The following is a 24,124-nucleotide window of genomic DNA, read 5'->3' as shown; positions in this document are numbered from 1 at the left end:
CGTCCATAACTCGTTCGAGGGATTCGACTCGAACGAATGAGCCATGTGGATGTGTGAGTTCACCGGAGAGGTGAGCCACGAGAGGTGAGCCACGAGCCACCCGCCCGGGGTCCACCCCCGACCCCGCCCGACCGGCCTTCGGGCGCCCGGCCCCCTCCCACGCCCCGGGCGCCCTCCCCCGCAACCCTCACGCCGCCGCCTTCACCCCCGCCCCGTTCCCCTCCCGTACCGGCTCCGCCACCACCCGGCGCCGCCGGACCGGCGTGCCGACCGTCGGGTTGGCCACGCCCCACGCCGCGCCCTTGCAGACGAGTTCCTTGTAGACGGCGGCGAGTCGTCCCGTCAGCGCCGCGCTCACCGCACGGTCGTCGGCGGTCACGTACTGGATGAGACCTTCCTTGCGGCCCAGCGAGATGCACTGGTTGAAGTAACGCACCGGTGTGGTCGGCACCTTCGCGCCGGTCAGCCGGGCCGCGATGGCGTCGGCGGCCTGCCACGCGGTCGGGACGCCCGACGCGCACGACATCCGCAGCGGCTTGTCGCCGGGGCCCGTCACCATGGCCGCGTCACCGATGGCGTACACCTCGGGGTGGGACACCGAGCGCATGCTCCGGTCGACGACGATCTGGCCGGTGCCGTCGACCTCCAGGGTCGTGGCCTGCGCGATCGGGTGGACGGCGAAGCCGGCGGTCCAGACGGTCACCGCGGCCGGGACGGCCGTGCCGTCGGCGGTGGTGACGTGGTCGGCCTCGACCGCCGCGACGGCGGTCTCCTCGTGGACCGTGATGCCGAGGTTGTCGACGACCTTCCGCAGGTGCCGGCGCCCCTTGGGCGAGAGCCAGTCGCCGAGGCCGCCGCGCACGGCGAGGGCGACGGCCAGGTCCGGGCGGGCCTCGGCGATCTCGGTCGCGGCCTCCACGCCGGTGAGACCGCCGCCGACCACGACCACGGGCCTTCCGGCGCCCAGGCCGGCCAGACGTTCGCGCAGGCGCAGCGCTCCAGGACGGCCGGCGATCTCGTAGGCGTGCTCGGCAACGCCGGGCACACCGTGGTCGTTCCAGCCACTGCCGAGTGCGTACACGAGGGTGTCGTACTCCAACTCCTCGTACGCCAACTCCTCGTACGCCGGCTCGTCGTACGCCTGCCCTTCGTACTCCTGCCCCTCGTACTCCTGCCCCTCGTACTCCTGCCCCTCGTGCTCCTGCCCCTCGTGCTCCTGCCCCTCTCGTCCCAGCCCTTCGGCCTCGGCGGCCCCGTTCACGGCGACCACGCGGACCGTCCGGCGGTCGGCGTCGACGCCGGTGACCCTGCCCAGCTTCAGCGCGACGCCGGTCCCCGCGAACATCTCGCTGAACGGCCGGGGCTTGAGCGACTGCCCGACCGCGAGCTGGTGCAACCGCACGCGCTCGACGAAGTCGGGCTCGGCGTTGACGAGCGTGATGGCGACATCGTCACTGTGCAGTCGCTTGGCGAGGCGTCCGGCGGCCGTGGCTCCGGTGTAGCCGGCCCCGATGACGACGATGCGGTGCTGCATGTCCGTGCTCCTGTCTCTTCAGCGGATTCGCCCCTTGAACCGAGCGGCCCACCGATCCCTGACAGGTGTGCGATGTGAACCACGTCACACCGCAGGACCTACCGCACTCCGGCCCACCTCATCCGGCGGCCGGCCTTCCCGCCGTCACTCCTCGGCCCCGCCGTCAGAACGCGCTGCGCAGCAACGGCTCCCCACGGTCCTCCGCCGCCCAGACCCTGGTCGCCCGTTCGAGCTTGTCGGGGTTGACCTGGTTGCGGAACCCGGCGATGCCCTCGGCCGTGACCTCCAGGCACATGACGCCGATGACCCGGCCGTCGAGCACCGCCACGACCGCCGGGTCGCCGTTGGCGAACGAGGCGTGGATCCGGGGCGAGCCGCCGGCCAGCGCACGCTTGGCCTCGCTCGGCTTGAACAGGCCCCGCATGAACTTGGCGACCGCGACAGCACCCTCGAACGCCTTCGCGCGGGCCGGGACCTTCCCCCCGCCGTCGCCGATCGCGATGGAGTCCTGGGTGAGCAGCCTCACGAGCGGCTCGGTCCGCCTGCTGGTGGCGGCCGCGAGGAACTCGTCCACGATCCGCCGCGCGGTGGCCTCGTCCACCTCGGTGCGGGCCCTGCCCTCCGCGACATGCTTCTTCGCGCGATGGAGGATCTGCTGACTGGCGGCCTCGGTGATGTCGAGGATCTCGGCGATCTCCCCGTGGCGGTACTCGAAGGCCTCCCGCAGCACGTACACCGCCCGCTCGTTGGGCGACAGCCGCTCCAGCAGGACGAGCACGGCGTACGACACCGACTCGCGCTGTTCGGCGGTGTCGGCCGGGCCGAGCATCGGGTCCCCGGCGAGCAGCGGCTCGGGCAGCCACTGGCCCACGTAGGTCTCGCGCCGCGCGCGGGCCGAAGTGAGCTGGTTGAGGCACAGGTTGGTGAGCACCTTGGCCAGCCACGCCTCGGGGACCTCGATCCGTGCGATGTCGGCGGACTGCCAGCGCAGGAAGGTCTCCTGCACGGCGTCCTCCGCCTCGCTCGCCGAGCCGAGCAGGCGATAGGCGATGGCCTCCAGACGGGGCCTGGACGCTTCGAACCGGTCGACGTCGTTCGTGGTCAGGGCCATGACGCCGGATCCTAACTCCCCCGCCGCCGACCGGATCGGGCGCCATGTCCGGACTCGCGCCAAGTCCACCCCACCCCCACAACCAGGAGACCTACGTCACACGTCGCACGCACACCTCCCACAGCCGTGATCGATCCGCAACCAATTCAGGGCTTGACCGAGACCCATCAACCCCCCATGTGATTACGCTCCGGACCATGGCCGACACCCCCCGACACATCCAGCCCCCGGACGGTCCCGCAGCTGAGCGCCCCGCCACGGAGCACCCCGTCACCGACCGCCCCGTCTATGTCATAGGCGGCGGTCCCGGCGGACTCTCCGTCGCATACGCCCTGCGGGCCCGGGGACTGCGTGCCGTCGTGCTGGAGAAGTCGGACCGGATCGGGGCCTCCTGGCGGCGGCACTACGACCGCCTCCGGCTGCACACCACCCGGCGTCTTTCCGCCTTGCCCGGGCTGGCGATGCCGCGCCGCTTCGGACGCTGGGTGACCCGCGACGACGTCGTGCGGTACCTGGAGAAGTACGCCGAGCACCACGACCTGGAGATCGTCACCGGCGTCGAGGTCTCCCGCGTCGAGCCCGCGCCCGACGGCTCCGGCTGGCTGCTGCGCGCCACCGGCGGACGTGAACTGACCGGCGCCGCCGTCGTCGTGGCCACCGGCCACAGCCACACCCCGCGCATTCCGCACTGGCCCGGCCGCGACACCTACACCGGCGAGTTCCTGCACGCCGGTGAGTACCGCAACCCGGCGCCGTACGCCGGCCGCGACGTCCTCGTCGTCGGTGCCGGCAACACCGGCGCCGAGATAGCCGTGGACCTGGTCGAGGGCGGCGCCTCCCGGGTACGGCTGGCCGTACGGACCGTGCCGCACATCGTCCGCCGCTCCACCGCCGGCTGGGCGGCCCAGTTCACCAGCATCCTCGTACGGCGGCTGCCGGTCCGCCTCGTCGACCGGCTCGCCCGCCCCATGGCGAAACTGAGCGTGCCGGACCTCGCCGAGCAGGGGCTGCCGCGTCCCGACAGCGGGCTCTACAGCCGGGTCCGGGAAGGGGCGATCCCGGTTCTCGACGTCGGCCTCATCGACGCCGTGCGCAAGGGGCGGGTCGAGATCGTGGCCGCCCTCGACGGCTTCGAGGGCGAGAAGGTCGTCCTCGCCGACGGCACCCGTATCTCGCCGGACGTCGTCGTCGCGGCCACCGGATACGTCCGTGCGCTGGAGGACCTCGTCGGCCACCTCGGCGTCCTCGACGAGCGCGGCAGACCGGTCGTCCGGGGCGCCGTGACTCCGGAGCATGCGCAAGGGCTCTATTTCCAGGGCTTCACCAACCCGATCAGCGGCAATCTTCGGGAGATGGCGATCGACGCACAGAAGATCGCCAAGGCCGTCGCCGGTGACCGCGCGCCCGGCCGGCGGGTCTCCCGGCTGCCGGTGACCTAGCCGTCTCAACTCTCCTGCAGAGATCTCCTGTTACTTGTGAGTCATAAGTTGCGGGAGATCTCTGTACCGCGCCCTCGTGCGGAGCCAGAATGTGAGCCCTGTTCAGCTTTTCGGCTCCACTTTCCAGCTCCACTCCCTCTCGCTACGACGGAGGACGCACGTGGCACGCGAAAGAAAACTCTCCCGCCGCTCCCTGCTCGGCGGCGCCGCCGCCACCGCCGGCGCCGCGGCCCTCACCGCAACCACCGCCGGTACCGCCTCGGCGGCCGTCACCCGCACCGCCGATGTCGCGATCGTCGGTGCCGGACTCGCCGGACTCACCGCCGCCCGCGACCTGGTGGCCGCCGGCAAGTCCGTCGTCGTCCTGGAGGCACGCGACCGGGTCGGTGGCCGGGTGCTGGGCCTGAACCTGGCGGGCGGCGGCGTCACCGAGGGCGGCGGCGAGTTCATCGGCCCCACCCAGGACCGCATCCGGGCCCTCGCCGACTCCCTCGGTGTACAGACCTTCACCACCTACAACACGGGGAACAACCTCCTCTACAAGGACGGCAAGAGGACCCCGTACGCCACCGACGGCATCCTCGGCTCCGTGCCGCCCATCGACGCGGCCGGGCTCGCCAACGCCGCGATCGTCCAGGCCAAGCTCGACGACCTGGCCAAGGAGATCCCGGTCGACGCGCCCTGGACCGCCTCGAAGGCCGACGTATGGGACCGGCAGACCTTCGAGACCTGGCTGCGCGCCAACGCCGTGATCCCGTCCGCCAAGTTCCTCTTCGACGTGGCCTGCACGTCGATCTTCTCGGCCGAACCCCGCGAACTCTCCTTCCTGTTCGTGCTCTTCTACATCGCCGCCGCCGGCGACGCCGCCAACCCCGGCACCCTGGAACGCCTCACCGAGACCGCGGGCGGCGCCCAGGAACTGCGCTTCGTCGGCGGCTCCCAGCTGGTGCCGATCAAGCTCGCCGCCACGCTCGGCGACCGGGTGGTGCTCGGCGCCCCGGTGCGCACGATCGCCAAATCCGGTGCCCGGTACGTCGTGACCGCCGACGGCATCACGGTCACCGCCGCGAAGGTCGTCGTGGCCGTGCCCCCGCCCATCGCCGCCCGCATCACCTACGACCCCCTTCTGCCGGCCGCCCGCGACCAGCTCACCCAGCGGCTGCCGATGGCCTCCGTGGGCAAGGCCATCGCCGTCTACGACACCCCCTTCTGGCGAGCCGACGGCCTCAACGGCCAGGTCGTCAGCGACACCGGCGTGATCAGCTCCACCTTCGACAACTCCCCGCCCGACGCCTCCTTCGGCGCCCTGATGGGCTTCATCGAGGCCGACGAGGCCCGCAAGCTGGACGCGGCGAGCGAGTCCGAGGTGCGGGCGGCCGTGCTGAAGGACTACACGACGTACTTCGGCGCGAAAGCGGCCTCCCCCACCTCCTTCGTCCTGCAACGCTGGAACAACGAGGCCCACACCCGCGGCGGCCCCGTCTCCGTCGCCGCGCCCGGCGTCCTGACCCAGTACGGCCCCGCCCTGCGCGAGCCGGTCGGCGGCATCCACTGGGCCGGGACGGAGACCTCCACCTACTGGATGGGCTTCATGGACGGGGCGGTGCGGTCGGGCGAGCGGGTGGCGAAGGAGGTGCTGGCGGCGCTGTGAGTACGCCGCCGGCGGCCGTCCTCGACCGGCCCCGCCGGACGCCTCCTCGACCGGCCCCGCCGGCCGCGCGGTGCTGTCCCGCTCAACTTTGCGTGCACGGCCGTTCCTGACTGAGCGTCAGTTCCTTTAATCTGACACTGCGTCAGTTAATCGCTGTCACACAGGAGCGGGCGGACCGATGCTTGGATCAACCCACGGCACCCTCACCACCGACTCCCGCCGGGCCCGGGTCATCGCCTGTGGCGAGCAACCCGGGCCCGCCGTCCACGGCCGGCCCGCCGAGGTCGACGATCTCGACGTCAGCGGCCGTCCCCTGTACTGCGACGTGCCCGATCTGGACCGTCTCTTCCGGCCCGAGTCGGTCGCCGTGATCGGCGCCTCCGACGCCGAGGGCCGGCCGAACACCGGCGTCACCCGCCAGCTGATCGCCTGGTCCGAGCGGGTCGGCGCCCGGCTCCACCCGGTGCACCCGAGCCGTACGTCCGTCTTCGGCATCCCCTGCTCCCCTTCCGTCGCCGACCTGCCCGAGCAGGCCGATCTCGCCGTGCTCCTGGTCGCCGACCCTCTTCCGGTGATCGAGGAACTGGCCGAGACCAAGGTGAAGTTCGCCGTCGTCTTCGCCTCCGGGTTCGCCGAGACAGGCGAGGAGGGAGCCGCCGCGCAGGACCGGCTGACCGCCGCCGTCGAACGGTCCGGGATGCGGCTGCTGGGCCCCAACACCAACCTCAACGCCTTCGAGCGGTTCCGCGACGACCTCGACGGCCCCGCGATCGCGCTCATCACCCAGTCCGGCCACCAGGGCCGCCCCGTCTTCGCCCTCCAGGAGCTCGGCATCCGCCTGTCCCACTGGGCGCCGACCGGCAACGAGGCCGACCTGGAGTGCGCCGACTTCATCTCCTACTTCGCCGAGCGGCCCGAGGTCGGCGCGATCGCCGCCTATGTCGAGGGCCTCAGGGACGGCCGCGCCTTCCTGCTGGCCGCCGACCGCGCCGCCCGCCGCGGTGTGCCGGTCGTCGCGGTCAAGGTGGGCCGCACCGAGACCGGCGCCCGTACGGCGGCCTCCCACACCGGCAAACTGACCGGCGCGGACGCGGTGGTGGACGCGGCGATGCGGCAGTACGGCGTGATCCGCGTCGACGGCCTCGACGAACTCCAGGACACCGCCGCCCTGCTGGCCCGCGCCCGGCCGCCCCGCGCCGACGGCGTCGTCGTCTACTCCATCTCCGGCGGCACCGGCGCGCACTTCGCCGACCTGGCGACCGAGGCGGGCCTGCGGCTGCCGGCGCTGTCGGAGGCCAAGCAGGCCGAGCTGCACCAGTGGATACCCGAGTACCTGAGCGTGGCCAACCCGGTCGACAACGGCGGCCATCCCGTGGGCGACCGGCGTGGCCGGAAGATCATCGACGCGATCCTCGACGACCCCGCGGTGGGGGTGCTGATCTGCCCGATCACCGGGCCCTTCCCGCCCCTGAGCGACCGGCTCGTCCAGGACCTGGTGGACGCCGCCGAGCGCACGGACAAGCTGGTCTGCGTGGTGTGGGGATCGCCGGTCGGTACCGAGCCCGCCTACCGCGAGGTCCTGCTCGGCTCCTCGCGGGTGGCGACCTTCCGCACGGTGGCGAACTGCATCACCGCCGTGCGCGCCTACCTCGACCACCACCGCTTCGTCAGCGGCTACCGCTCCCCCTTCGACGAGGCCGCGCGCACCCCCTCGCCGTCCTGCCGCAAGGCGCAGGCACTGATGCGCCCGGGACAGCAGCTGAGCGAGCACGCGGCGAAGCAGCTGCTGCGGGCGTACGGGATCCGGGTCCCGCGCGAGCAGTTGGTGACCAGCGCGGCGGCGGCCGTACGCGCCGCGGGGCTGGTGGGCTACCCCGTGGTGATGAAGGCGTCCGGCGCACGGATCGCCCACAAGACCGAGCTCGGCCTGGTCAGGATCGGGCTGACCTCCGCCAGTCAGGTCCGCGACGCCTACCGCGAGCTGACCGACATCGCCCGCTACGAGGACGTCTCGCTGGACGGCGTCCTGGTCTGCCAGATGGTCGAGCGGGGCGTCGAGATGGTCGTGGGCGCCGCGCACGACGAGTTGTTCGGGCCGACCGTGACGGTCGGGCTGGGCGGGGTGCTGGTGGAGGTGCTGAACGACACGGCCGTACGCGTGCCGCCCTTCGGGGAGGAGCAGGCCCGCGACATGTGCGCCGAACTGCGCGGGCGGGCCCTCTTGGACGGGGTCAGGGGGCGGCCCCCGGCGGATCTCGACGCCCTCGTGGAAGTCGTCCTGCGGGTGCAGCGCATGGCGCTGGAACTCGGGGACGAGCTCGCGGAGCTCGACATCAACCCGCTGATGGTGCTGCCCAGGGGGCAGGGCGCGGTGGCGCTGGACGCGCTGGTGGTGTGCCGCTGACATGACGGGCCGCGACGAGACCACCGCCGAAGCCGAGCCGACCGCCGAAGCCCGGTCGGCCACCGAACTCCGGCCGGCTACCGACGCCGACCTGACTACCGACCGTGAGATGAACATGCCCGATTCCCCCCGTGCATCCGGAAATTCCGTCGATTCATTGGTACAGCACGCCACTGACAGTCAGGTCTGCCGCATCACCCTCAACCGGCCCGAGGCCCTCAACGCCATCACCCCCGACCAGCGCGACCGCATCATCCAGCTGCTCGCCGGCGCCTCCGCGGACCCGGACGTGCGGGCGGTGGTGCTGACCGGCACGGGCCGCGGCTTCTGCGCGGGCGCCGACCTGCGCGGGACGCCGGCCGGCACGGAACGCGTCGCCGGTGACGTCGCCCGTACGATCCGGCTCGGCGCCCAGCGGCTGATCGCGGCCGTGCTGGACTGCGAGAAGCCGGTGCTCGCCGCCGTCAACGGCACCGCGGCCGGCATCGGCGCGCATCTGGCGTTCGCCTGCGACCTCGTACTGGCCGCGAAGTCCGCGCGGTTCATCGAGGTGTTCGTGCGGCGCGGCCTCGTCCCCGACGGCGGCGGCGCCTACCTCCTCCCGCGCCTGGTCGGCCCCCACCGCGCCAAGGAGCTGATGTTCTTCGGCGACGCGCTCACCGCCGCGGACGCCGAGCGGCTGGGCCTGGTCAACCGGGTCGTCCCGGACGGGGAGTTGGACAGGACGGCCCGCGAGTGGGCCGAACGCCTCGCCGCCGGCCCGACCCGCGCGCTCGCCCTCACCAAACAGCTCGTCAACGCCTCCCTGGAATCCGACCGCGCCTCGGCCTTCGCGGCGGAGGCCGCCGCGCAGGAGATCAACATGACGACGCAGGACGCGCAGGAGGGCGTGGCGAGCTTCGTGGAGCGCAGGAGCGCAGGGTTCAAGGGGCGTTGACGTCGGCTCGGCCCCGCCCGCCCCGGGCCGGGGGCGTGCGGGCTCAGCACCCGGATCCACACCTCCGCGGCGCCCGGGTCGCCGGCGCCGGCCATGGCGTTCCTGCGCCCTCGCACACCCCTTCCCATCTGACGATCCGTCAGTTTCAATGGGTGGCGTGATGGGACACGCAGGAATGGCGGCCGCCGCCGTCCGCTACCTGAGGTCGGCCGACGCACCGCCCGTGCAGGCGCCCCCGCGCCCGGCGCTGCGCTGCGTCGGCGAGGACGAGCGCGCACCGGTCCCGCAGGACGAGTTCCGGCGGGTGCTCGGCAGCTTCGCGAGCGGCGTGGTCGTCGTGACGGCCCCGGCAGGCACCGAACCTCCGCATCCTCCCGCGGGCTTCGCCTGCCAGTCCTTCTCCTCGCTCTCCCTCGACCCGCCACTGGTGGCCTTCATGGTCGGCCGTACGTCGGCGACATGGCCGCGCATCGCCCGCGCGGGCGTGTTCTGCGTGAACGTGCTGAGCGCCGGCCAGGGCGGGCTGTGCCGCGCCTTCGCGGTGAGCGGGGCGGACAAGTTCGCCGGCGTGGCCTACGACGCCGCCCCCGTGTCCGGCTCCCCCCGCCTCGCGGACACGCTCGCGTGGATCGACTGCACGATCCACGCGGTCCACACGGGCGGCGACCACCTCATCGTCGTGGGACGGGTGGACGCCCTCGGTGTGAGCGACGGGGACGAGCCGCCGCTGCTGTTCCACAAGGGGCACTTCCTGCAGCCCGTACGGCCACCGGACCGCCAAGCCCCTGTACCGCCAAGCCCCCGTACCGCCAAGCCCCCGTACCGCTAAGCCGCCGTCCCCACCGCCGCCGGCCGCCGCCGGATCACCAGCGCCATCAGCGCCGCCGCCGCGCACAGCGCCCCGGACGCGTACCAGACCATGTCGTACGTACCGAAGACGTCCCGCGCGACGCCGCCGACGAAGGCGACCAGCGCGGCACCCACCTGGTGGGAGGCGAGGACCCAGCCGAAGACGATGGCGCTGTCGTCGCCGTACTGCTCACGGCACAGGGCGACGGTGGGCGGGACGGTGGCGACCCAGTCGAGGCCGTAGAAGACGATGAAGAACAGCATCGGCGGGTGGACGCTCGGCGCGAGCAGCATCGGCAGGAACAGCAGGGAGATGCCGCGCAGGGCGTAGTAGACCGCGAGCAGGCGGCGCGGTTCGAAGCGGTCGGTGAGCCAGCCGGAGAAGATCGTGCCGACGACGTCGAAGACGCCGATGACCGCGAGCAGCGAGGCGGCGGCCGTGATGGGCATGCCGTGGTCGTGGGCGGCGGGCACGAAGTGGGTCTGGATGAGGCCGTTGGTGGAGGCGCCGCAGATCGCGAACGTGCCGGCCAGCAGCCAGAAGGGGCCGGTGCGGGCGGCCGAGAACAGGACGGTCACGGCCCGCCGGGCGGCCCCCTGTGCGGGCGGCGGCTTCGGCACGAACTCCTTCGCGCCGTACGGCGCAAGCCCCACGTCGGCGGGGTGGTCGCGCAGCAGCAGCCACACGAACGGGACCACCGCAAGGGCCGCGAGGGCGACCGTGACGACGGCCGGGCGCCAGCTGTGGTTCTCCACCATCCAGGACAGCAGGGGCAGGAAGATCAGCTGGCCGGAGGCGGAGGCGGCGGTGAGGATGCCGGTGACCAGGCCGCGCCGCTCGGTGAACCAGCGGTTGGTGACCGTGGCGGCGAAGGCCAGCGCCATCGAACCGGTGCCGAGTCCCACCAGCAGGCCCCAGCACAGCAGCAGCTGCCAGGCCGCCGTCATCCAGTACGTCAGGCCGGAGCCGACCGCGATCAGGGTCAGGGCCGCCGCGACGACCCTGCGTATGCCGAAACGGTCCATCAGCGCGGCGGCGAAGGGAGCGGTGAGGCCGTACAGCGCGAGGTTGATGGAGACGGCGGCCCCGATCGTGCCGCGTGACCAGCCGAACTGCTCGTTCAGCGGGTCGATCAGCAGCCCCGGCAGGGAGCGGAAGGCGGCCGCGCCGAGGATCGTCACGAAGGCGACGGCGGCGACGAACCAGGCGCGGTGGACACGGGGACGACGCGGCCTCGTCGGGGACGTGGCCGCGGTGGCGGCGGTGGCGGGGGTTGTCTGCGTCACGACAACGAGCTTCGGGCCTGCGTCGCCCCGGAGCCATTGGCCCGAAGGACAGCATTCGTTAGGATCGGGCCATGAGCAGTGTGCCGGAGCCCCGTACGCCGTCGGATTTCCGCCCGCACCGGGTGGCCGTCCTCGCGCTGGACGGGCTGCTCCCCTTCGAGCTGGGCATCCCGCACCGGATCTTCGGCCGCCCCAAGGATGCCCGCGGGCGGCACCTGTACGAGGTCGTGACCTGCTCGATCCGGCCGCCGGGCCCCGTGCGGACCGACGCCGACTTCGCCATCCAGGTCGAGCACGGCCCCGAGGCGCTGGGCACCGCCGACACGGTGATCATCCCGGCGTCGTACGAGCTCGGCCCGGTCTTCGAGAAGGGCGTGCTGACCGACGAGCTGGCCGCCGCGTTCGCCCGCATCCGCCCCGGCACCCGGCTCGCCTCCATCTGCACCGGCGTGTACGTCCTCGCCGCGGCCGGCCGGCTCGACGGGCGCCCGGCGACCACGCACTGGGCCGACGCCGAGCGCTTCCAGCGGCTGTTCCCGCGCATCGAGGTCGACGCGGACGTGCTCTTCATCGACGACGGCGACGTGCTGACGTCGGCCGGGGTCGCGGCCGGGATCGACCTGTGCCTGCACATGGTGCGCCGGGACCACGGCACGGCGATCGCCACCGAGGTGGCCCGCCGCACGGTCGTACCGCCCCATCGCGACGGCGGTCAGGCGCAGTACATCCACCGCCCGGTCCCCGACCCGCAGCAGTCGTCCACGACCACGGCCCGCGCCTGGGCCCTGGGCCGGCTCCACGAACCCATCCAGCTGCGGGACATGGCCGACCAGGAGTCCATGTCGGTGCGCACCTTCACCCGCCGTTTCCGCGAGGAGGTCGGCAGCAGCCCCGGCCAGTGGCTCACCCAGCAGCGCGTCGAACGCGCCCGGCACCTCCTTGAGTCCACCGATCTCTCGGTCGACCAGGTCGCGGACGCCGCGGGCTTCGGTACCGCCCAGTCGATGCGGCAGCACCTACAGGCGGCACTCGGGGTCACGCCCACCAGCTATCGGCGCACCTTCCGCACCGCCGGCAAGGCCGACCGCCAGGTCACCGGGCGCTCCTGAGACGTCCCGCCGGGCCTCGCCCCACCAGCCGAGCACGGTGAGCAGCAGGGTCAGCGACACACCCGCCAGGACGGCCGTGGACGGCGCGACCACCTGGAGCAGGCCGCCCGCGAGGGAACCCGTCGCCGCGTAGCCGGCCCCGGCGGCCGCGTACAGCACGGAGTACCCGGCGGCCAGGGCGCTCTTGGGCAGCGCCTCGCGCAGGGACAGGTTGCGGGTGATCAGCGCGCCCGACTGGAGCACGCCGGCGAGGACGAGGGCGACCGTGATCCCGGCCCCGCCCGGTATCAGCGCGACCAGTGCCACGAACACCGCCATGCCGCCGATCAGCACCGCACTGCGCGAGCGCAGGCGTCCCGGCCAGGACCGCAGGCCGTACAGGAACGCGCCGAGTCCCGCACCCACGGCCATGCCCGCCAGCATCGGGCCGGACCAGCCCACGCCGATGCCGCGCTGCTCCAGCAGTGCGGGCAGGGTGAGTTCGGTGAGGCCGAGCAGGGTGATGCTGGCCGCGCCGGTGACGTACACCGGCCAGGCGTGCAGCAGCACGCGGGTCTTCGCCCGGCCCGTGTCCCCGTCCTGTCCGCCGCCGGCCCAGCCCGCGGGCAGCAGCCAGTGGCCCGCGATCGACGACGCCATGCAGGCCGCCGCGAGGAGCAGCGGCACCCGGGGCGCCACCGCGAGGGCCAGTCCGGCGACGGCGACCGGGGAGACGGCCCACACGCCGGACATCAGCATCGACTCGGCGGACAGTGCCTGCGCCACGGCACGCTCCGGGACCAGTGACGTGAGCAGCGCGCGCTGTCCGCCGGCGGCCGCCGAGGGGGCGGCTCCGGCCAGGAACGCGAACGCCCCCAGCACCACGGCGTGCGAGTCGGCGAACACCCCGAGTCCGGTGAACCCCAGCGCCCCGCCCGCGAGTCCGACGACCAGATGACGCCGGCCGCGAGCCGGGTCCAGCCGCATCCCGAGGACCGGGGCGCCGATGATCTCGCCGAGCACGTAGGCCGCCGCGAGCGTCGCGCCCAGGGTGTAGCCGCCGGGCCGCTCGCGCACCAGGAACACCAGCGCGAGCGGCGTCATGGCGACCGGCATACGAGCGGCGACGGCGGTGAAGGCCCAGATCAGCACCTGCTTGGTGGCGACGTCTCGATAGGTCATGAAGATGACGGTAAGTGCCCCCACCGACAACGCGGCAGCCGTTTTCCGGGCCTGTGGAAAACCCCGCCGCGCGGTCCCCGAGAGCTCAGAACATCAGAACGTCAGCACCCCGCGCGCCACCTTCCCCGCCTCCGCGTCCGCCGCCGCCCGTTCGAACTCCTGCACCGGGTACGTCCGGGTCACCAGCTCGTCCAGCATGAGGCGCCCGGCCCGGTACAGCTCGGCGTACAGCGCGATGTCCCGCTGCGGCCTCGACGAGCCGTAGCGGCAGCCCAGGATCGACTTGTCCAGGTACATCGAGGACACCAGGAAGGACGCCTCGGCGGTGGCCGCCGGCACCCCCAGCAGTACGGCCTGCCCGTGCCGGTCCAGCAGATCGACGGCGGCCCGGACCAGCTCGACGCGCCCCACGCACTCGAAGGCGTGGTCGGCCCCCGTCGGCAGCAGGTCCCGCACCCCCTCCACCGACGTCAGGAAGTCCGTCGCCCCGAACTGCCGCGCCACCGGCTCCTTCGCCGGATTGGCGTCGACCGCCACGATCCGCAGCGCGCCCGCGATCCGCGCCCCCTGGATGACGTTGAGCCCGATCCCGCCGGCGCCGATCACCACGACCCGGTCCCCGCGGTCGACCCGCGCCCGGTTCAGCACGGCCCCCACACCGGTCAGCACCCCGCACCCGATCAACGCGGCCGACGGCAGCGGTATGTCCTTCGGGATCCGCACCACCTGAACGGCCTTCACCACGGTCCGTTCCGCGAAGGCGGAGTTGGACGCGAACTGGAACACGGCCTGCTCGCCCCGCCGGAACGGCCTTCCCGGGCGCCCTATGGCCTGTCGGCACATGGTCGGCCGCCCCCGGTCGCACTCGGCGCACGCACCGCAGTTGGCGAGCGTGGACAGTGCCACATGGTCCCCGGGTTCGACATGGGTGACCCCCACACCCACGGCCTCCACCACCCCCGCCCCCTCATGGCCCAGCACCACAGGGACGGGGAAAGGTATGGTCCCGTCCACCACCGACAGGTCGCTGTGGCACAACCCGGCCGCCGAGATGGCGACCAGGACCTCGCCCGGCCCCGGGTCCCGTACCTCCAGGTCGTCCACGACCTCGACCCGCTTGCCGTCGAACATCACTGCGCGCATCAGACGACCCCCTTGGGCTCCCTGGGCAGACCGAGCACCCGCTCGGCGATGATCGTGCGCTGAACCTGGTCGGAACCCCCGTAGATCGTGTCGGCGCGGGAGAACAGGAACAGATGCTGAGCGTCGTCGAGTTCGTACGGCGCCCCGGGCGCCCACTCCCGCGGTCCCGCGCTCGCCGACGCCCCGCGCACCTGCACCGCCAGTTCCCCGAGCCGCTGATGCCAGCCGCCCCACAGCAGCTTGGCCACGCTGGGCGCGCCCGCGTCCCCCGAACTCCCCAGGGTCCGCAGGGCGTTCCACCGCATCACCCGCAACTCGGCCCACTGGCGCACCAGCCGGGCCCGTACGACGGGATCCTCCACGGCACCGGACCGCACCGCCGCTCCCACGACCCGCGCCAGCTCTGCGGCGAATCCGATCTGCTGGGCGAGCGTGGAGACCCCCCGCTCGAACCCGAGCAGGCTCATCGCGACCTGCCACCCGGAACCCGCACCACCGACGACGTGCTCCGCGCGCGCGCCGTCGAAGAAGACCTCGTTGAACTCACTGGTGCCGGTCATCTGCCGGATCGGCCGCACCTCGACGCGTCCCGGCTGGTCCATCGGGACGAGCAGGAAGCTCAGTCCGCGATGGCGCCGTGAGTCCGGCTCGGTGCGGGCCAGCACGAAGCACCAGTCCGCCTCATGGGCGAGCGAGGTCCAGATCTTCTGCCCGGTGACGCGGTACGTCCCGTCCGAGGCCCGCTCGGCCTTCGTGCGCACCCCGGCGAGGTCCGACCCCGCCCCGGGCTCGCTGTACCCCTGGCACCACAGCTCCTCGCCGAGCGCGATCGGCGGCAGGAACCGTGCCTTCTGCTCCTCGCTCCCGTGCGCGAGCAGTGTCGGCGCGAGCAGTTTCTCCCCGATGTGCCCGGAACGCGCCGGCGCCCCCGACCGCGCGTACTCCTCGGCCCACACGACCTGCTGCGTGAGCGTGGCGACCCGGTTCCCGAACCCGCCCTCCCCCCACCCGAGCCCGATCCACCCGGCTTTCCCGAGGGTCTGTTCCCAGGCCCGCCGCTCCAGTCCTCCTGCGGCGTGCTCGGCGAGCCAGGCCCTGACCTCCGTACGAAACACGTCATCCTCAGCACTGAACCCAAAGTCCACTGACGTCTCCTCTGATCGCCGGTCAGGGGCACCGCCCCAGGAGCGCGGGGCTGTGTCGGTCTGCGGCTCCGCCGCGTGGGCGCGGCCGGCCACAGCCGGCCCGCAGCCGCCCCACGACACACCGCCCCGAGCTATCGGGCGTTCGGCCGGTCCCCCGCCCGCGCGGCCCTCTCCATCGCCTCCACCCGCGCCAGCATCGGCATCGGATCCACCCCCACGGACCCGGGCAACGCCCGCGCGATCGACTCCGGCGTCCACCCGCCGGAGGCATACGCGGAACGCAGCTCCCGCGGCTGCGCCCACACCGCGATCTTCGGCCCGGCGACGGTGTACACCTGCCCGGTCACCCCGTGCTCCCGGGCCGCGTCCGACAGCAGGTACACCACCAGCGCCGCCACGTCCTCCGGCTCCCCGATCTCCGCGAGCTCCATGGGCACGTTGGCCGACATCCGCGTACGGGCGACCGGCGCGACGGCGTTCGCGGTCACTCCGTACTTGTGCAGGCCGAGCGCGGCGCTGCGCACGAGCGAGATGATCCCGCCCTTCGCCGCGCTGTAGTTGGCCTGCGAGACCGACCCCTGGTGGTTGCCGCTGGTGAACCCGATCAACGTCCCGGCCCGCTGCCCCCGCATCACGGCCGACGCGGCCCGGAACACGGTGAACGTCCCCTTCAGATGGGTGGCGACCACCGGGTCCCACTCCTCCTCGGACATGTTGAACAGCATCCGCTCGCGCAGGATCCCGGCGACGCACACGACCCCGTCGAGCCGCCCGTACGACGACAGCGCCGTGTCCACGATCCGCTGTCCGCCCGCCATGGTCGAGACGTCGTCGGCCACGGCGACCGCCTCTCCGCCCGCCGCCTCGATCTCCTTGACCACGGCCTCGGCGACCTCGCTCGTGGGCGAGACCCCGTCCATGGACACCCCGTAGTCGTTGACGACCACGCGCGCGCCCTCGGCCGCGGCGGCGAGCGCCACCGCCCGTCCGATGCCCCGCCCGGCGCCCGTCACGGCGACGACCTTGCCTGCCAAGAAGTTCCCCACGCCCCGGCCCCTTCCCGCAGTTTCTGACGGTCCGTTAGATTCGACTTGATTCTACGACCCGTCAGATACGCGGAGACAAGCCCCGGGGAGGGACTCATGTCACTGCCGGACGCGTTCCACGAGATCGCCAAGCGCGTGAACAACTGGGGGCGTTGGGGCGCCGGCGACGAGATCGGCACCCTGAACCTCATCACCGACGACGTCGTCCGCGAGGCGGCAGCCTGCGTCCGCACCGGCCGCCGCGTCCCGCTCGCGCTGCCCCTGAAGGAGGACGGCGTGCAGACCGGGATGATCCCCGGGCGCATCAACCCGCTGCACACGATGGTGCAGATCAACCAGGAGCTGTTCGGCCCCGGAACCGTGGCGTGCAGCGACGACGCCGTGACCATGGGCCTGCAGGCGGCCACCCACTGGGACGCGCTCACCCATGTCTCGCACTCGGGCCGGCTCTACAACGGCCGCCCCGCCCACACCATCACCGCGCACGGCGGCGCCGAGTTCAGCGGCATCGACAAGGCGCGGCACGTCGTCTCGCGCGGGGTGCTGCTCGACGTGGCACGCGCGCGCGGCGTCGCCCGGCTCGACGGCGGGCACGCGGTCACCCCGGAGGACCTGGAGGCGGCCGAGGAACTCGCGGGCACGCGCGTGCGCGCGGGCGACATCGTGCTCGTACGGACGGGGCAGATCCAGGTCCTCCTCGCCGGCGACAAGCACGCGTACGGCTACCCCTCACCCGGTCTGTCGATCCGTACACCGGAGTGGTTCCACGCGCGCGACGTGGCGGCCGTGGCCAACGACACCCTCACGTTCGAGATATTTCCGCCCGAGACAGCGGATCTGTGGCTGCCCGTGCACGCGCTCGACCTGGTGGAGATGGGGATGCTCCAGGGGCAGAACTGGAACCTCGAAGAGTTGTCCACAGCCTGTGGACAAGAAGGCCGCTACGCGTTTCTGCTGTCGGCGATGCCGGAGCCCTTCGTCGGCGGCACGGGCACACCCGTCGCGCCCGTGGCGGTGCTCTGAGGTCCGGCGAGGCCGGTTGGCGGCGCGGCTCCCCCGACCTCCGGCCGCGCCCGCAGGGAGGTGCCCCGTGCTCCCCGGGCCCGGCACCGCGCGCCGCCATCCGGCTCCGGCGCACCCGCCCCGGCCTCTCCTGGCCCTGGAGAGACCGACGCCGATTCACGACCCGCTCTCGGCAAGGGCTTCCGTCACCGAAGTCCTCGTCGTCCCCTCACGGCGAATCGCTGACCACAAGCGTGATCAACCGGACACGCGACGTCAACACCCACTCGGAGATTTATTACTTACGCCCCATTTCCCGAAGGCGCGCACAGAAGCATGCCCGGGCGCATCCGTACATGCCCGAGCCGAGAGGACGGCACTTCCTGCGACCGTGCTCCGAAATCCGCCGGAGTCACCGCTCCGTGCGCCCGTCACACCGCCTCGTACGCGAGCCCTTCATAGGCCGAGGACCCGCTGCCGCAGGCTGCGGCGGCGCTCTGCGAGTCGGCGTCGCGGTCCAGTTCGCACCAGATCCGCTTGCCGCCGCCCTCGGGGCACCAGCCCCACCGGTCCGCGAGGCCGTCGACGAGGGCGAGGCCGCGGCCGCCGGTGGCATCGCCGTCGACGCAGCGCGGCACGGGCGCGCGGCCGCTGCGGTCGGCGACTTCCAGGCGGACGGTGGCGGCGTCCTGGGCCGCTCCGGGAAGGGACAGGCGCAACACGGCCGGACAGCCGGTGTGCACGACGGCGTTGGTGACCAGTTCGGACACGAGCAGGATCAGGGTCTCCGCGAGCGGCTCGTCGGCGCCTATCCCGGACCCGGCGAGCCGGTTGCGGGCCCACCGCCGGGCTCGCCCCACCTCAGCGGGGTCGGGCCGGATCTCCAGCTGCACTTGAAGCACCTGCACCGCTCACACCATCCGAACCGGCGGACACAAAGCCCCGCGCCTCACGAGGGCCACGATCCTAGCCATTCTTTTCATGACCAGATCAATGGCCGGAGCCAGGGTCACGGAACGTGAATCCCTTAGCTGACAGCATGGTTGACGTACAGTCACCCCAACAAGCGCTTCGGGCATATTCCAGCGTGAAGGAGTACCCGTGCGGCATACTGTGCGACGCTTGTCCCGGGGAGTCGAACAGGCGGGGGCGGAGCGCCCTCGCGCCTTGCGAACAGCGGCGCGCACCGCCGGATCCGGAGCCGCCTCAAGGGCAACTCCGGCATGGCTCGTGCTCGGAACCACTCGCATCTCACACAAGGTACCGGAGCGAACGCCCGACTCCAGGCCGTGACGAGTCACACGTAGGACACAACCCGATATCAACGCTCCGTAATTCCGGTATGCCACAATCCGCGACATCCACTTCGGGGCTGTCGGCGACACCGCAGACCAGGGGCCTTCAGACCGCCCCGGCGAGAAGCTCGGCGGCCAACCGCTCCTCACTCTCCGTAGCATCGCTCGCACGGTGCGTTCGCACCCAGGCCCGCTTCAGATGCAGATGGACCTCGAACTCCCAGGTGAATCCCATGCCGCCGTGCACCTGGAGACAGTCGCGGGCGCCGCGCACGGCGGCGTCGTCGGCGAGCAGCCGCGCGGTGTCGACGTCGGCCGGGTCGGCGGTGACGGCGGCCGCGTAGACCGCGGCGCGGGCGGTCTCGGTGCGCACCAGCATCTCCGCGCACAGGTGCTTCACCGCCTGGAAGGCTCCGATCGGCCGCCCGAACTGCTCACGCGTCCGGGCGTGTTGCGCGGCGAGTTCGCACGCGCGTGTGGCGCTGCCCAGTTGTTCGGCGGCGGTGAGCAGCACCGCGGCGGGGTCGACGCCGGGTGCTTCGGGAGCCCGGTCCGATGGAGGGCCGGGCACCCGGTGCAGCGGGGTCAGCGGATCGACGGACCGCAGCGGTACGGCTCCCGCACCCTCACCCCGTACGACGTCCGCCGCCGGCAGCCACTCCACCAGCCCGCATCCGCCGACGTCCGTCACCACCGTCTCGCCGGTGGCCGCGCCCGGCACCTCGCCCGCCGCGAGGTGGGTGGCCACGAGCGGTCCCGGCAGCAGCGCGCGCCCGGCCTCCTCGAAGGCCAACACCGCCTCGGGCAGACCGAGTCCGACGCCGCCCTCGGTCCCGGGCAGCCGCAGCGCGAAGAACCCGGCCGCGCCGAGCTCCCGCCACAGCCCCCTCTCCAGGTGCCCGGGTGCCTCGACGGCGGCCCTCAGCTCCTGCGGGCCGAACCGCCGCGTCAGCAGTTCCCGTACGCCTGCCCGCAACGCCCGCTGGTCCTCGGTCAGTTGGAAACGCATCCGTCACCGCTCCTTCGGCAGCCCGAGAATCCGCTCGCCCACGATGTTCCGCTGGATCTGCGAGGTGCCGGCCGCGATGGTGTACGACAGCGAGGACAGCCTCTCGGGCATCCACGGCCGGTCGAGGTCCAGCGAGGCGGGCCCCAGCACCTCGGCGGCGGCGTCGAAGAGCTCCTGGCGGGCGTGCGAGTACCTCAGTTTGAAAACCGAACCTCCGATGCCGGGTATGCCGCCGGTGGCCTCCGCCTCGCTGACGTTCCACTGCGTCAGCCGCCACAGCGCCCGGAACTCGGCGTTCAGCCGCCCGAGCCGGCGGCGCAGCACCGGGTCGCCCCAGCGGCCGTTCCCGCGCGCTTCGGCGGCGAGTTCGCGCAGCACACGGCGGCAGGCGACCACTTCGCCCACGAAGGCCGTGCCGCGTTCGAAGGACAGGGTCACCATCGTCACGCGCCAGCCGTCGTTCTCCTCGCCGACCCGGTTGGCGACCGGCACCCGCACCTCGTCGAGGAACATCTCGGCGAACTCGGTGGTGCCGGCGAGGGTCTTGAGCGGCCGCACGGTGATGCCGGGCGTGTCCATGGGCATGGCCAGCCAGCTGATGCCGCGGTGCTTGGGGGCGTCGGGGTCGGTGCGCACCAGCAGCTCGCACCAGTCGGCGACTTCGGCGTGCGAGGTCCAGATCTTGGACCCGCTGACCACGTAGTCGTCGCCGTCCCTGCGCGCACGTGTGCGCAGCGCCGCGAGGTCGGACCCGGCGTCCGGCTCGCTGAAGCCCTGGCACCAGACCTCCTCGCCGCGCAGGATCGGCGGCAGCCAGCGCGCCCGCTGCTCGTCGGTGCCCTCGGCGGCGATGGTCGGCCCGGCGTGCAGCAGTCCGACGAAGCCGGCGCCCACATAGGGGGCGCCCGCCTTCTCGGTCTCCTCCAGGAAGATCAGCCGCAGGGTCGGGGAGGCGTCCCAGTGGACCTCGCCGTACCCGGCGTCGTGGAGCATGCGCTGCCAGCCGAGGTCGTGGGCGCGGCGCCCCGGCCAGTCCTCGGGGGACGGTTTCGGCGGCAGCGTGGGCAGCGCCTTGGCCAGCCACTCCCGCAGCCGGGCCCGGAACTCCTCCTCGTCCGGCGTGTACGCGAGGTCCATGCGGCCCCTCCATATCTGATGAGTCGTCAGATACAGCTCTGCGGGAAGGCTAAGTCCCCCACCCCTGGACCGACAAGGCATCCCGCCCTACGCTCGGGCCACGATCTGACAGTCCGTCAGCTCCGATCCGGACACCACGACCGCTTGGTGGCAGGGGGCCGTCTATGAACGACACCGCGCACGCCCTGAGTTCCTCCCGCACCCTCTGGGATCTCCTCGCCCGCCGCGCCGGCCTCAGCCCCGACCGCCCGGTCCTCCTCCAGGACGACCGCACGCTGACCTTCGGCGCGCTGCAGGCGCGTGCCGAGCGCGTCGCGGCCGGCCTGTACGACATGGGCGTACGCCCGGGCACGGTCGTCGCGTGGCAGTTGCCCACCCGCATCGAGACGGCCCTGCTGTCCTTCGCGCTGGCCCGCCTCGGCGCCGTGCAGTCGCCGGTCATCCCCTTCTACCGGGACCGCGAAGTCGGCTTCGCGCTGCGGGAGTCGAAGGCGGAGTTCTTCGCGGTGCCGGGTGTGTGGCGGGGCTTCGACCACACCGAGATGGCCCGCCGCCTCGGCGCGAAGGGGATCTTCGAGGCGTACGGCACCCTGCCGGACGGCGATCCGGCCGTACTGCCCCCGCCGCCCGCCGAGGGCACCTCGGTGCGCTGGATCTACTGGACCTCGGGGACCACCTCCGACCCCAAGGGCGTCCTGCACACCGACCGTTCGCTGATCGCGGGCGGCTCCTGCCTCGGGCACGCCCTGCGTCCCACGTCCGCCGACGTCGGCTCGATCGCCTTCCCCTACGCCCACATAGGCGGCCCCGACTACATGGTGATGGTCCTGCTGTACGGCTTCCCGGCGGTGCTGTTCGAGCAGTTCGCGATGCCCGACGCGCTGGCGGGGTACCGCAGGCACGGCGTCACGATCGCGGGCGGCTCGACGGCGTTCTACTCGATGTTCCTCGCCGAGCAGCGCAGGCAGCCGGACGGCGCGAAGGCCGTCCCCTCACTGCGGCTGCTGGCGGGCGGCGGGGCGCCGAAGCCACCGGAGGTCTATCACGCGGTGGTCCGCGAGATGGGCGTGCAGCTGACGCACGGATACGGCATGACCGAGGTGCCGATGATCACGATGGGGGCGCCGGACGACACCGCGGAGAACCTGGCGACGACGGAGGGGCGGCCGCCGCCGGAGATGGAGATCCGGATCGTCGAGGGGGAGGTACGACTGCGCGGGGAGGCGGTGTGCCGGGGCTATCTGGATCCCGCGCAGACCGTGGCGGCCTTCGACGAGGACGGTTTTCTGCGCACCGGCGACCTCGGCCGGCTGACCGACAGCGGACATCTGGTGCTGACCGGCCGCCTGAAGGACGTCATCATCCGCAAGGGCGAGAACGTCTCGGCGAAGGAGATCGAGGACCTGCTGCACCGGCACCCCGCCGTCGGCGACGTCGCGGTGATCGGGCTGCCGGACCCCGAGCGCGGGGAGCGGGTCTGCGCGGTCGTGGAACAGCCGGCCGGCGCGCCGGAGCTGACCCTTCAGGGGCTGACGTCGTATCTGCGCGGGGAAGGGCTGTCGACGCACAAACTGCCGGAGCAGTTGGAGGTGGTGGACGCCCTTCCGCGCAACGAGACCCTGCGCAAGGTCCTCAAGTACAAGCTCAGGGAGCGGTACTCGTCGGGGTCGCAGGGCTACTCGGGGACGGTGAAGTAGCGGGCGAAGGCCGTGACGACCTCTCCCTCGGCCACCTTGCCGTCGCCGTCGGTGTCGAGCGTGCCGGCGGCCGTCTCGGCCAGGTCCTGCGGCACCCCGAGGCAGACCAGCACACGGGCGGTGTCGGTGACGGTGGCGGCTCCGTCGCCGTCGGGGTCGGCCACGGCGAGCGCGGCGTGCAGGAAGGGACGGGCGATCTCGGCGAACCGGTCCGGGTTGTCGCGCAGCCGCTTGACCGCGCCGTTCACGAACTCCTCGCGGGTGATCCGCTGGTCGCCGTCGCGGTCCGCTATTCCCGCCATGCCCTGCCAGAACGCCTCGGCACCGATGTACAGGGCCTGGCCCTTGTCGGAGCGGGCGGTGGTGCCGAACTCCGCGAGCAGCGCCTTGGCCGCCCCGACGAAGTCCTCGCGGTCGATGTAGCCGTTGCCGTCCTGGTCGAAGCCGGCGAACCGGGCCGCGATCCTGCGCTCGTACTCGCTGCTGACCATGTCTTGTCGGGCCGCCTCACGTCGTCGGGTGCATCTGTCACGGAGCGTACGACGTCACGGGCCGTCCGGGCGCCGGAAAGGGGCCGTTGTGCCAAGACCGGGGGAATTTCGGGACAACGATGTGGCACGGACGTGCGGAACGGCGTACGCGGGGCGGGCGCTCAGGCGGACAGCGGACCGGCCTCGTCCCGGACCGCCGAGGCCAGGTCGGGGTGCACGTCGAAGAGCCGGCGCACGCCCAGCGCGCCGAGGACCCGGTTCACGTGCGACCCCTCCGCCGCGCCCTGCGCCGGGAGTATCAGCCGCAGGCTGCCCTGGCAGGAGCGGATCAGCCGGCGGGCGGCTATGAGCACGCCGACGCCGCTGGAGTCGCAGAACAGGACCTCGGAGAGGTCGAGGACGAGGCTGTGACGTCCTTCGGCCACCACGTTGTGGATGTGCTGGCGCAACCCGGGCGAGGTCACCAGATCCAGCTCGCCCGACACCTTGAGCACGGCCCAGTCGCCGCGCTCGCCGCCGGTCACTTTGAACGTCACCACCATGCCCCTCGCTCGCTGAAACGGAAGCGACACCTACGCTTCCTTGCAGCGCGGCTGCCCAGCGGCTGTTCCCTGAAACACCCTCCAGAAAACGGTCACCGATCAGAAAAGGCTTGTTCCCATCGCATTCGATCCTGT

The 24,124-nt window shown here is 72.3% G+C and carries 20 protein-coding genes; 8 read left to right on the top strand and 12 right to left on the bottom strand.

Annotated features, from left to right (window positions below; all coding sequences use genetic code 11):
* Positions 1-187: 187 nt before the first annotated feature.
* Together AC3ETA_RS12795 and sigJ are read right to left on the bottom strand one after the other, a co-directional pair.
* A complete protein-coding gene (locus tag AC3ETA_RS12795; RefSeq protein ID WP_432192971.1) occupies positions 188-1,534 on the bottom strand; it encodes an NAD(P)/FAD-dependent oxidoreductase in 1,347 nt (448 codons plus the stop codon).
* A 163-nt stretch (positions 1,535-1,697) separates the two neighbouring features.
* Positions 1,698-2,645: an RNA polymerase sigma factor SigJ gene (sigJ, locus tag AC3ETA_RS12790; protein WP_432192970.1), complete on the bottom strand. Its 948-nt coding sequence runs from the start codon at positions 2,643-2,645 to the stop codon at positions 1,698-1,700.
* 197 nt (positions 2,646-2,842) lie between these two features.
* On the opposite strand from sigJ, the gene AC3ETA_RS12785 reads away from it, so the two are divergent.
* The 5 genes from AC3ETA_RS12785 to AC3ETA_RS12765 all read left to right on the top strand — a co-directional run bounded on the left by AC3ETA_RS12785 (position 2,843) and on the right by AC3ETA_RS12765 (position 9,905).
* The gene (locus tag AC3ETA_RS12785; RefSeq protein ID WP_432192969.1) at positions 2,843-4,084 is read left to right on the top strand and encodes a flavin-containing monooxygenase; all 1,242 of its coding nucleotides are present in this window, start codon (positions 2,843-2,845) and stop codon (positions 4,082-4,084) included.
* Positions 4,085-4,244: 160 nt separating this feature from the next.
* On the top strand, positions 4,245-5,735 hold the full coding sequence (locus tag AC3ETA_RS12780; protein WP_432192968.1) for a flavin monoamine oxidase family protein: 1,491 nt from the start codon (positions 4,245-4,247) through the stop codon (positions 5,733-5,735).
* A gap of 178 nt (positions 5,736-5,913) precedes the next feature.
* Positions 5,914-8,139 carry an acetate--CoA ligase family protein gene (locus tag AC3ETA_RS12775; RefSeq protein ID WP_432192967.1) on the top strand — a complete coding sequence of 742 codons (2,226 nt, stop codon included), beginning with the start codon at positions 5,914-5,916 and terminating at the stop codon, positions 8,137-8,139.
* A gap of 115 nt (positions 8,140-8,254) precedes the next feature.
* On the top strand, positions 8,255-9,076 hold the full coding sequence (locus AC3ETA_RS12770; RefSeq protein WP_432193087.1) for an enoyl-CoA hydratase/isomerase family protein: 822 nt from the start codon (positions 8,255-8,257) through the stop codon (positions 9,074-9,076).
* A 160-nt stretch (positions 9,077-9,236) separates the two neighbouring features.
* Complete coding sequence (locus AC3ETA_RS12765; protein ID WP_432192966.1) at positions 9,237-9,905, top strand: flavin reductase family protein; 669 nt, start codon at positions 9,237-9,239, stop codon at positions 9,903-9,905.
* On the opposite strand, the gene AC3ETA_RS12760 is transcribed toward AC3ETA_RS12765, so the two are convergent.
* Positions 9,902-11,212, bottom strand: a complete 1,311-nt coding sequence (locus AC3ETA_RS12760) for an MFS transporter (RefSeq protein WP_432192965.1) — start codon at positions 11,210-11,212, stop codon at positions 9,902-9,904. The genes AC3ETA_RS12765 and AC3ETA_RS12760 overlap by 4 nt on opposite strands.
* 71 nt (positions 11,213-11,283) lie before the next feature.
* Here AC3ETA_RS12760 and AC3ETA_RS12755 point away from each other — a divergent pair, with 71 nt between their 5' ends.
* Positions 11,284-12,321: a GlxA family transcriptional regulator gene (locus AC3ETA_RS12755; protein ID WP_432192964.1), complete on the top strand. Its 1,038-nt coding sequence runs from the start codon at positions 11,284-11,286 to the stop codon at positions 12,319-12,321.
* On the opposite strand, the gene AC3ETA_RS12750 is transcribed toward AC3ETA_RS12755, so the two are convergent.
* From AC3ETA_RS12750 to AC3ETA_RS12735, 4 genes are all read right to left on the bottom strand, one after another.
* Positions 12,229-13,482 (bottom strand): MFS transporter, encoded by a 1,254-nt coding sequence (locus tag AC3ETA_RS12750; protein ID WP_432192963.1) that lies wholly within the window; start codon positions 13,480-13,482, stop codon positions 12,229-12,231. The genes AC3ETA_RS12755 and AC3ETA_RS12750 overlap by 93 nt on opposite strands.
* 93 nt (positions 13,483-13,575) lie before the next feature.
* On the bottom strand, positions 13,576-14,625 hold the full coding sequence (locus tag AC3ETA_RS12745; protein WP_432192962.1) for an alcohol dehydrogenase catalytic domain-containing protein: 1,050 nt from the start codon (positions 14,623-14,625) through the stop codon (positions 13,576-13,578).
* The gene (locus AC3ETA_RS12740) at positions 14,625-15,770 is read right to left on the bottom strand and encodes an acyl-CoA dehydrogenase family protein (RefSeq protein WP_432192961.1); all 1,146 of its coding nucleotides are present in this window, start codon (positions 15,768-15,770) and stop codon (positions 14,625-14,627) included. Before AC3ETA_RS12740 ends, AC3ETA_RS12745 begins: the two co-directional genes overlap by 1 nt.
* Positions 15,771-15,901: 131 nt before the next feature.
* The gene (locus AC3ETA_RS12735) at positions 15,902-16,816 is read right to left on the bottom strand and encodes an SDR family NAD(P)-dependent oxidoreductase (RefSeq protein ID WP_432192960.1); all 915 of its coding nucleotides are present in this window, start codon (positions 16,814-16,816) and stop codon (positions 15,902-15,904) included.
* A 96-nt stretch (positions 16,817-16,912) separates the two neighbouring features.
* Between AC3ETA_RS12735 and AC3ETA_RS12730 the strand changes: the two genes are divergently transcribed.
* The gene (locus tag AC3ETA_RS12730; RefSeq protein ID WP_432192959.1) at positions 16,913-17,839 is read left to right on the top strand and encodes a cyclase family protein; all 927 of its coding nucleotides are present in this window, start codon (positions 16,913-16,915) and stop codon (positions 17,837-17,839) included.
* A gap of 410 nt (positions 17,840-18,249) precedes the next feature.
* Here the strand turns inward: AC3ETA_RS12730 and AC3ETA_RS12725 are convergent, their stop codons facing one another.
* The 3 genes from AC3ETA_RS12725 to AC3ETA_RS12715 all read right to left on the bottom strand — a co-directional run bounded on the left by AC3ETA_RS12725 (position 18,250) and on the right by AC3ETA_RS12715 (position 21,259).
* Entirely contained in the window at positions 18,250-18,711 is a 462-nt protein-coding gene (locus tag AC3ETA_RS12725; protein ID WP_432193086.1) for an ATP-binding protein, read from the bottom strand.
* Positions 18,712-19,219: 508 nt separating this feature from the next.
* A complete protein-coding gene (locus tag AC3ETA_RS12720; protein WP_432192958.1) occupies positions 19,220-20,122 on the bottom strand; it encodes an acyl-CoA dehydrogenase family protein in 903 nt (300 codons plus the stop codon).
* 3 nt (positions 20,123-20,125) lie between these two features.
* The gene (locus AC3ETA_RS12715; RefSeq protein WP_432192957.1) at positions 20,126-21,259 is read right to left on the bottom strand and encodes an acyl-CoA dehydrogenase; all 1,134 of its coding nucleotides are present in this window, start codon (positions 21,257-21,259) and stop codon (positions 20,126-20,128) included.
* Between the two features lie 164 nt (positions 21,260-21,423).
* Between AC3ETA_RS12715 and AC3ETA_RS12710 the strand changes: the two genes are divergently transcribed.
* On the top strand, positions 21,424-22,956 hold the full coding sequence (locus tag AC3ETA_RS12710; RefSeq protein WP_432192956.1) for a class I adenylate-forming enzyme family protein: 1,533 nt from the start codon (positions 21,424-21,426) through the stop codon (positions 22,954-22,956).
* On the opposite strand, the gene AC3ETA_RS12705 is transcribed toward AC3ETA_RS12710, so the two are convergent.
* Positions 22,935-23,447: an EF-hand domain-containing protein gene (locus AC3ETA_RS12705; protein WP_432192955.1), complete on the bottom strand. Its 513-nt coding sequence runs from the start codon at positions 23,445-23,447 to the stop codon at positions 22,935-22,937. The two genes, AC3ETA_RS12710 and AC3ETA_RS12705, sit on opposite strands and share 22 nt — an antisense overlap.
* A gap of 161 nt (positions 23,448-23,608) precedes the next feature.
* Entirely contained in the window at positions 23,609-23,989 is a 381-nt protein-coding gene (locus tag AC3ETA_RS12700; protein WP_432193085.1) for an STAS domain-containing protein, read from the bottom strand.
* Between the last annotated feature and the right edge of the window lie 135 nt (positions 23,990-24,124).

The sequence above is a fragment of the Streptomyces sp. bgisy027 genome, assembly GCF_057710365.1.
The sequence above is the reverse complement of the archived record's forward strand: the minus strand, read 5'-3'. Positions and strand labels throughout refer to the sequence as shown.